This is a genomic window from Lentisphaerota bacterium, assembly GCA_016873675.1.
GTDB lineage: Bacteria > Verrucomicrobiota > Kiritimatiellia > RFP12 > JAAYNR01 > VGWG01.
This window is the reverse complement of record VGWG01000123.1, coordinates 1-7,306: the sequence shown is the minus strand read 5'-3', so window position 1 is coordinate 7,306 and position 7,306 is coordinate 1. Positions and strand designations below refer to the sequence as shown.

Annotated in this window: 6 protein-coding genes; 5 read left to right on the top strand and 1 reads right to left on the bottom strand. The window is 61.0% G+C overall.

Features of this window, described 5'->3' with window-relative positions; genetic code table 11:
• Positions 1 to 126 precede the first annotated feature (126 nt).
• From FJ222_11220 to FJ222_11210, 3 genes are read left to right on the top strand one after another with little or no spacing between them, the layout of a single operon-like run.
• Positions 127 to 672 carry a twin-arginine translocation signal domain-containing protein gene (locus FJ222_11220; protein ID MBM4164991.1) on the top strand — a complete coding sequence of 182 codons (546 nt, stop codon included), beginning with the start codon at positions 127 to 129 and terminating at the stop codon, positions 670 to 672.
• Entirely contained in the window at positions 557 to 967 is a 411-nt protein-coding gene (locus FJ222_11215) for a hypothetical protein (protein ID MBM4164990.1), read from the top strand. Before FJ222_11220 ends, FJ222_11215 begins: the two co-directional genes overlap by 116 nt.
• On the top strand, positions 948 to 2,522 hold the full coding sequence (locus FJ222_11210; protein ID MBM4164989.1) for a sulfatase: 1,575 nt from the start codon (positions 948 to 950) through the stop codon (positions 2,520 to 2,522). Before FJ222_11215 ends, FJ222_11210 begins: the two co-directional genes overlap by 20 nt.
• Positions 2,523 to 2,655: 133 nt before the next feature.
• On the opposite strand, the gene FJ222_11205 is transcribed toward FJ222_11210, so the two are convergent.
• Positions 2,656 to 3,948, bottom strand: a complete 1,293-nt coding sequence (locus tag FJ222_11205) for a right-handed parallel beta-helix repeat-containing protein (GenBank protein MBM4164988.1) — start codon at positions 3,946 to 3,948, stop codon at positions 2,656 to 2,658.
• 226 nt (positions 3,949 to 4,174) lie between these two features.
• Here FJ222_11205 and FJ222_11200 point away from each other — a divergent pair, with 226 nt between their 5' ends.
• Both FJ222_11200 and FJ222_11195 read left to right on the top strand, forming a co-directional pair.
• Complete coding sequence (locus FJ222_11200) at positions 4,175 to 5,539, top strand: Gfo/Idh/MocA family oxidoreductase (GenBank protein ID MBM4164987.1); 1,365 nt, start codon at positions 4,175 to 4,177, stop codon at positions 5,537 to 5,539.
• Between the two features lie 8 nt (positions 5,540 to 5,547).
• On the top strand, positions 5,548 to 7,278 hold the full coding sequence (locus FJ222_11195) for a hypothetical protein (protein ID MBM4164986.1): 1,731 nt from the start codon (positions 5,548 to 5,550) through the stop codon (positions 7,276 to 7,278).
• The last annotated feature ends 28 nt before the right edge of the window (positions 7,279 to 7,306 follow it).

Genomic DNA, 7,306 nt, shown 5'->3' with positions numbered 1-7,306 from the left:
TACGGGCGACGATTACGGTTGACGATTGAGAGTAATTCCTCGTCAACCGTAATCGTCGCCCGTAATCGTCGCCCGTTCTCGTCCACCGAAAAAGAAGCTGATGTTTGCTGAAGAGGAGGATCTCAAATGAACCGACGTGACTTCATGCAATTAGCTGGGTTGGGTGTGCTGGCGGCCGGGCTGCCACAACTGGTCTGGGCTGCGGGCGAGCCGGGAGCGAAAGTCATTCCGGTAAATGCCGTCAAGCCTAACATTCTCTTCATTCTCACCGACGATCTCGGAATCTGGGATGTCGGCTTCACGGGGGTCCTGGGATTACAGAAGACCCCGAATGACGCGTCGCGGATGACGCCGAACCTGGACCAACTGGCCAAAGCAGGCGCCGTGTTCGAGTCGTTCTACGTCATGCCGGTGTGTTCGCCAACGCGCGCGTGCCTGATGACCAGCCGCTACGCCGCGCATACCGGTGTTAATTTAGTGATTCCCTCCCTGGGCTCGAAGTGGGGATTGCCGCTTGAAGAACGGACCTTGGCGCAGGCGCTGAAGGAGGCCGGCTATGAAACGGCCATCAGCGGAAAGTGGCATCTTGGCGCGTTCGAGCCCGCCTATCTGCCAACTCGACGGCAAGGATATCTGGCCGGTCATCACACAGGGGGCGAAGTCGCCGCATGACGCGATTCTGCTGGATTTCGGCGGCACCCGTGCCATTCGCATGGGGGACTGGAAGTTGTTGAAGCCTGTTAATGCTCAAAAGAAGCCGCTGGAGTCCGGCGAGGAGTTTGAACTGTACAACCTGGCGACGGATATCGGCGAGGAGAAGAACCTGGCCAAGGATAACCCGGAAAAAGTGCGGGAGCTGAACGCCAAACTGGAAGCGCTTGTGAAAGACGAGGTCAAGCCGGCCGAGGTTACCATCGGACTCAAACGGGCGGAAGCCAAGCGTCAGGATGAGAAGAAAGGGAAGTAACACGAAACCGAATATCGTATTTATCTACGCGGATGATCTGGGTCGTGGCATGCTGAGCTGCTACAGCCAGCGCCATTATCGTACGCCGAACATAGACCGCCTGGCCGCCGAAGGGATGCGGTGTACGCGCGCCTACGGCTGCGCCCTGTGCGCGCCGGCGCGCGCCGCCCTCCTGACCGGTGTCCACGATTCGCATGCCGGCCGATGGACCTTCAACCGGTCGGGGCTTTACAACGAGTATCTGGCCGGGCGCCAGACGCAGGCGCAAATCGAGGAACTGCTCTGCAACACCGGCATCCGTCCACGCGAGGGCGATCTGTTTCTTGCCGAAATCGCCCGCCAGGCTGGTCTGATCACCGGACAGATCGGCAAACTCGAATGGGGCTTTTCCACCTGTGACCGCGAAATCCGCCGTCACGGCTGGGATTATCACTACGGCTACTACGATCATGGGCAGTGCCACGGGTTCTATCCGCCCTATGTCTTTGAAGACGGACGACGCGTGGATATTCCCGGCAACACGGATCCGACGTTCGGCAAGGGCCATTACGGACCTTTCCCGAACGGCGAGGTGGAACACAATGCCGTTGGCCGGGCTGTGCATTCCCAGGATCTGTACGATGCGAAGATCGTCGAGTTCCTGCGCCGGCACCAGGAGAAGCCCTTCTTGCTCTATCACCCGACGCAGCTCCCGCACGGACCGGTCTATTTTCCGGACCTCGACCCGCAGGTGGCCCATAATCCCGCCCTGACGCGGGTCGAAAAGGAATATGCCTCCATGGTTCTGCGGCTGGATCGTACGGTCGGCCTGATTCTGGACACGCTTCGGACGCTGGGGCTGGAAGAGCGGACGCTGGTGATTTTCACGTCCGACAACGGCCACTGGCCCTGCTACGAGCAGCCTGGGCGTTGCTATGCCCGCCAGACCCTCGACGAAGCGTGGCTCGACGATGTGACGACGAAGTTTCACAGCGACCGTTGCGGGGACATACTCGACGGCAACGACGGCATGGCCGGCTTGAAGACCTCGAACTGGGAAGGCGCGACACGTGTGCCTTTCCTGGCGCGTTGGCCGGGGCGCGTGCCGGCCGGGTCCATCTCGGAACGTTTGATCGCCAATTTCGACATGCTCGCGACCGTCGCCGATCTCGCCGGCATTCCGCTGCCACAGGGCGCCACCGACGGCCTCTCCCTGCTGCCCGCGTTGCGGGGAGACCCCGAAGCGCCGGAGCACGACCACATCGTCTACTCCAGCCACTACGGACCCTCGTTGGTGACCCGCGACGGCTGGAAGCTGCGCACCTTCGTCCGCCGAAACCGCATCCTGGACTTCGGCACCTTCGGCGCGTCACTCGATGACCTGCGCGAAGCCTTCACCCTGCAACTCTACCGGCTTACGGACGACTACCGGGAAGAACGCGACCTTGCCGCCGCGCATCCCGAGAAACGGGCCGAACTGCTCGGCAAGCTCCTGCAATCCTGTGACGGTAATCTGGCCAACGGCACACCGGAGGCACACTTTGCCTTTTACCCTCTCGCGCCCATGGGCGTGTGACTGGGCGCGTGACTGTCTCCTGCGGCCTCTTGCTTGAAGACTTCGTACAGGTAAATCACGAGAACGGCAGCGATGAGGCGGCGGTATCCCGTCGCCTCCACCGCGTTGTTGGGGCTCGGTCTCATCCAAATCGCTACCGCAGCAGGATGATCGTCGCGGCCGGCGGCGGTGTCGGCGCCTCGTACGCGCCCATATCCACGATCTTGGCCTTACCGTCGGCTACGCCCCCCCACTGCTTGCGGGCGTTGCCGGCCAGGTCCGTCGCGCCGACCATCCAGTCGTCCTGGTTCGCGCCAGTATCCATGCAGGGCGAGTCTTCCTGCAGGCTGTAGTCGCCGCCGGACCGATTGACAAACAGCGGGTCGCCCGCGGTGTTGCCGTTGGCTGCTGAGAACTCGGGGCCGGTGGTGCAGGTGTAGCCGACGCCCGCCGCGGCGTAGATATTCGTATAGCCGGTGGTGCTTTCCGCCGTAATAGCGTTGAAGTAAACGATGCTGTTACTGACAGACCCGCCGGTCATATAAACCCCGCCGCCCGCACTGTCTGTTCTAGTACCGTACATCCAGTTTCCGACGATCGTGCAGTTCTCGATCCGGCCGCTAGTGTACACGCCGCCGCCACGACGCCACGTCCTATTGTCGGCGATCAGGCAGTTGCGTATGACGGTCGAAGATCCCGCAAAGACACCTCCACCCTCGTTCTCAACTTTATTGACACCAGCCCTATTCGACAAGATATGGCAATTGAAGATCTTGCTCGTGCCTGTCGCATAAATCCCGCCGCCATCCCCCGCGGAATTATTATTAACCCCCATCCTGTTCGACCTGACGATACAGTTAGAAACCGTGCCCCCATTCATGTAGACGCCACCACCGTTATTGGCCAGGGCATCGTTGTTTGCTATAATGCAGTCCCGTACCAACCCGCCGGCCATAGACACTCCAGCTCCTGCTACACCGTAGCCGTTCGTGAAGCTCAGGCCCTGAAGCACGGCATTGGCGTCTGTGATGTTGAAGATGCGCATGGTCCCGGAACCGCTACGCCGCACGACCGTATTCGATGCGCCGCTCAAGCCGCCCTCGAAACTGCGCAGGGTGATGGGGCCTGCAACCAGTATCTCACTGGTAATGTTGTATGTGCCGTTCGACACGGTGACCGTGCCGATGGAATTGTTCTTGGCGAAGGTCACCGCAGTCTGGATGTTGGTGGCCGCTTTGGCCCAGGGCGCGTAGGGCTCCTCGGGCGTCACGCTGGCCGTTCCCGGCGGCACCACGAATATCTCCGTCTGCCCTCGCGCCGTCCCGGCCAGGAACATTCCAGCCGCCAGCGACAGCGAGATCAACCTTCCGCTTTCTCCAAGACCACAACCCAGACTCGACAACCGACGAACAACCGCCCACCTTCCGCAGCTCGTTTTCATACGCATTTTCCTTTTTTAATATAACCCCATTCCGGTAATTGGGAAAAAGGAGTGGTTCTACGAAGCTGTGTTGAATTATTTCACCATGGCGTAACTTAAGTCAACAAGAAAAACAACAAAAAATGATTGCATTGCGGACGCTGTTTCGACACACTGGGGCGCGCTTGGGAGATTCAGCATTGGGAACCGTCGTTAATTATTTTCAAGAAAAACATCAAGCAGAAGGAAGACGATGAGCAAACAAGAAAAGCGATACGTGCAGGTGGGAGTGGGTGGACGCGCCTTTATGTACACGGAGGCGGCGGCCAAGGGATTTCCCGGGGAAGCCTGCCTGGTGGGTCTGTGCGACAACAACAAAGGCCGTCTCGACATGATGGACCGCTGGGTGAAAAAGTGGACGTCGGCAGACGGCGGGACGGGCCTCGTGGTGCCGCTATACGCCCACACGGATTTTGAGCGCATGGTGAAGGAAACACGGCCGGACACCGTCATCGTCACCTGCAAGGATGCCTTCCACGATGAATATGTCTGCCGTGCCATGGAACTCGGCTGCGATGTGATCACCGAAAAGCCGATGACCACCGACGGGACGAAATGCCAGCGCATCATCGACACGCAGAAGAAGACCGGCCGCAAGGTCAGGGTGACCTTTAACTACCGTTACTCCCCACCCCGCACCCAAATCAAGGACCTGCTGATGAAAGGAACCATCGGCGAAGTACTCTCCGTGGATTTCCATTGGATGCTCGACACCTACCACGGAGCCGACTACTTCCGCCGCTGGCACCGCAACAAGGCCAACTCCGGCGGCCTGATGGTGCACAAGGCCACGCATCACTTCGATCTGGTCAACTGGTGGCTCTCCGACGTGCCGGAACGCGTGTACGCCTCCGGACATCGCCGCTTTTACACCGCGAAAACGGCGGATCGGCTTGGCCTGACCCGGCGTCAGGAACGGTGCCGCGGCTGCCCGGAATTCGGGACGTGTCCGTTCGGTCTCGACCTGGCCGCCAACAAGGGCCTTACTGAGTGCTACCTCGACTGCGAGCAGTACGACGGCTATTTCCGCGACCGTTGCGTCTTCAGTCCCGAAATCGACATCGAAGACAGCATGAACGTGGTGGTGGATTATGCCGGCGGGACCAAGATGTCCTATTCCCTCAATGCATTCAATCCATGGGAGGGGTATGCGGTCGCCTTCAATGGCACCAAGGGGCGTCTGGAGCACATGTGCCAGGAGACCGTGTATATCAATGGCGACGGAAGCGTTCCAGGCGCGATCAAGAGCGCGGACACCTACATCCGCGTTTATCCGACCCGCAAGCCGGCTTATACTGTCGAGCTGTGGAAGGCGGAAGGCGGCCATGGCGGCGGCGACGAACCGCTGGTCCGCGACGTCTTCAGCCACACGCCGCCAGCGGATCCGTACAAACGCGCGGCGGATCAGCGTTCCGGTGCCTGGTCCATCCTGGTCGGGGCGGCGGCCAATCAATCCATGGCCAAACATCGCCCGTTCAAGATCTCTGAACTCTGCCAGAATATCGGCATGCCAGACTACCCGGTAATGCCCACGGGCGACGAGCCATTAAAGTTCTGAGAAAATGTATGAACAAAAACAAGGTTCCGCCAGTCTGCATCTTTGACCCCCGTGTGGTGCCGGCGTCTGTCCCGGATTCCTGGCTCTCACTTTCTCGTGAAATTGATTACACCCCGCCCGGATTCTACCTGCGCACCTGCCATAGTGTGCGGGATGGCTCCACGTTCGGGATCGAGTTGCTGGATTCCAAGGGCAGCGTGGTCAATGCGCCGCCTTCGAGTTCGCCGGCCTTGACCGTGCTCCAGGGCAATGGAGCGCGTCTGGAATGCGTTTTCGGGGCCGGTGGTGCCGTGCGTCTGCGCGTGCGCGACGGCAGGGCCCGCTTGGCGCTCCAACACCTCAAGGGCTGCAGCGCGGTGATTTTTGCGCACAACGCCGACCGTATCCAAGTCTCGCTGACCTGGGTCAAAAGTCAGTTCGCGGTCACGCGCCTGGCCGGACGTATGACACTCGATGCGCCGTGGAAAGGCGAGCGGGTTGAGCGTGGAGTGATCGAACTGGTTCCGCGCAAGGGGGAGTGGGCGGAACTGGCGGTTGAGGCGATGCAGTCCACCTGGCCGGCAATCTCGCACAGCGAGCTGTTCGACGACGTGGTGGCGCGGCGCGGCGCGGAATTCGCCGCATTTCTGAAACCCTTTCCGGCCGCCTTGCCGGGTCACGAAGAGACCCGTGCCCTGGCCGGCTACATCCTGTGGAGTTGCCTGGCGCCACCGCGCGGACTCGTGACACGCACAGTGATGCTGATGTCCAAGCACGGCATGAACCGGGTCTGGAGCTGGGACCATTGCTTCAACGCGCTCGCCATGGCCGGCCGCCATCCGGACCTGGCCTGGGATCAATTCCTGGCGTTTGCGGACCATCAAGACGCCAACGGCTGTTTCCCGGACAGCTACAATCCCATGAGCTATGGCTGGGAGTTCGTCAAGCCGCCTGTGCATGGCTGGACCCTGGCGCGGATGATCGAGTGGGCCGATCCTGGAACGGCCCGTTTGCGCGAAGCCTACGAGATGCTTGTCCGCTGGACGCGTTGGTGGCTCAACGCGCGCGACTCGGATGGCGACGGGTTGCCGGAAATTCATCATGGCAACGACACCGGCGCGGACAACAGCACCATCATGAACCTCGGCATGCCGTTGGCCACGCCGGATATCGCCGCGTATCTGGTGCTGCAGCTCGATGCCCTGGCGCAAGTTGCGCAGCGGCTTGGCCGTCGCGCGGACGCCACACTCTGGCGCGAAGAGTCGGCACGCTTGCTGAAGCGGCATCTGGCCCTGCACTGGCGGGCGGGCGAGCCCCGCGCGATCCGGCCGGGAAAGGGCGCACTCCCCCAACCCGGCGACGCCTTGCAGCCGTGGATGACGGTGGTGCTCGGCGACCGCCTGCCGGCGGCCAACCAAAAGGCCTGCGTAAAAGCCATCTCCCGCTTTCGCTGCGCTGCGGGCTTGGCCACGGAAACCCTGAAAAGTCCGCTTCACGAACGCGACGGCTACTGGCGCGGCCCGGTATGGGCGCCCTACACGCTGCTCGCCTGCGACGGTCTGCGGCGGATGGGGCAAGCGAAACTGGCGTCGCAAATCGCCGACGATTTTATCGGCAACTGCCGCGTTGCCGGATTCGCCGAGAACTTTGCCGCCGACACGGGCGCTCCGCTGCGGGATCGCGCCTACTCGTGGACGGCGAGTGCTTATTTTGTGCTGATGCAACACCTCAGAGAAGGGAATGACCGGAGGAAATCGTAAACCGTAATCGTCGCCCGTAATCGTCGCC

Excerpts from the sequence above, each read along its gene's own strand:
- FJ222_11220 (MBM4164991.1), top strand. The coding sequence starts at position 127 with ATGAACCGACGTGACTTCATGCAATTAGCTGGGTTGGGTGTGCTGGCG.
- FJ222_11215 (MBM4164990.1), top strand. The coding sequence starts at position 557 with ATGAAACGGCCATCAGCGGAAAGTGGCATCTTGGCGCGTTCGAGCCCG.
- FJ222_11210 (MBM4164989.1), top strand. The coding sequence starts at position 948 with ATGAGAAGAAAGGGAAGTAACACGAAACCGAATATCGTATTTATCTAC.
- FJ222_11205 (MBM4164988.1), bottom strand. The coding sequence starts at position 3,948 with ATGCGTATGAAAACGAGCTGCGGAAGGTGGGCGGTTGTTCGTCGGTTG.
- FJ222_11200 (MBM4164987.1), top strand. The coding sequence starts at position 4,175 with ATGAGCAAACAAGAAAAGCGATACGTGCAGGTGGGAGTGGGTGGACGC.
- FJ222_11195 (MBM4164986.1), top strand. The coding sequence starts at position 5,548 with ATGAACAAAAACAAGGTTCCGCCAGTCTGCATCTTTGACCCCCGTGTG.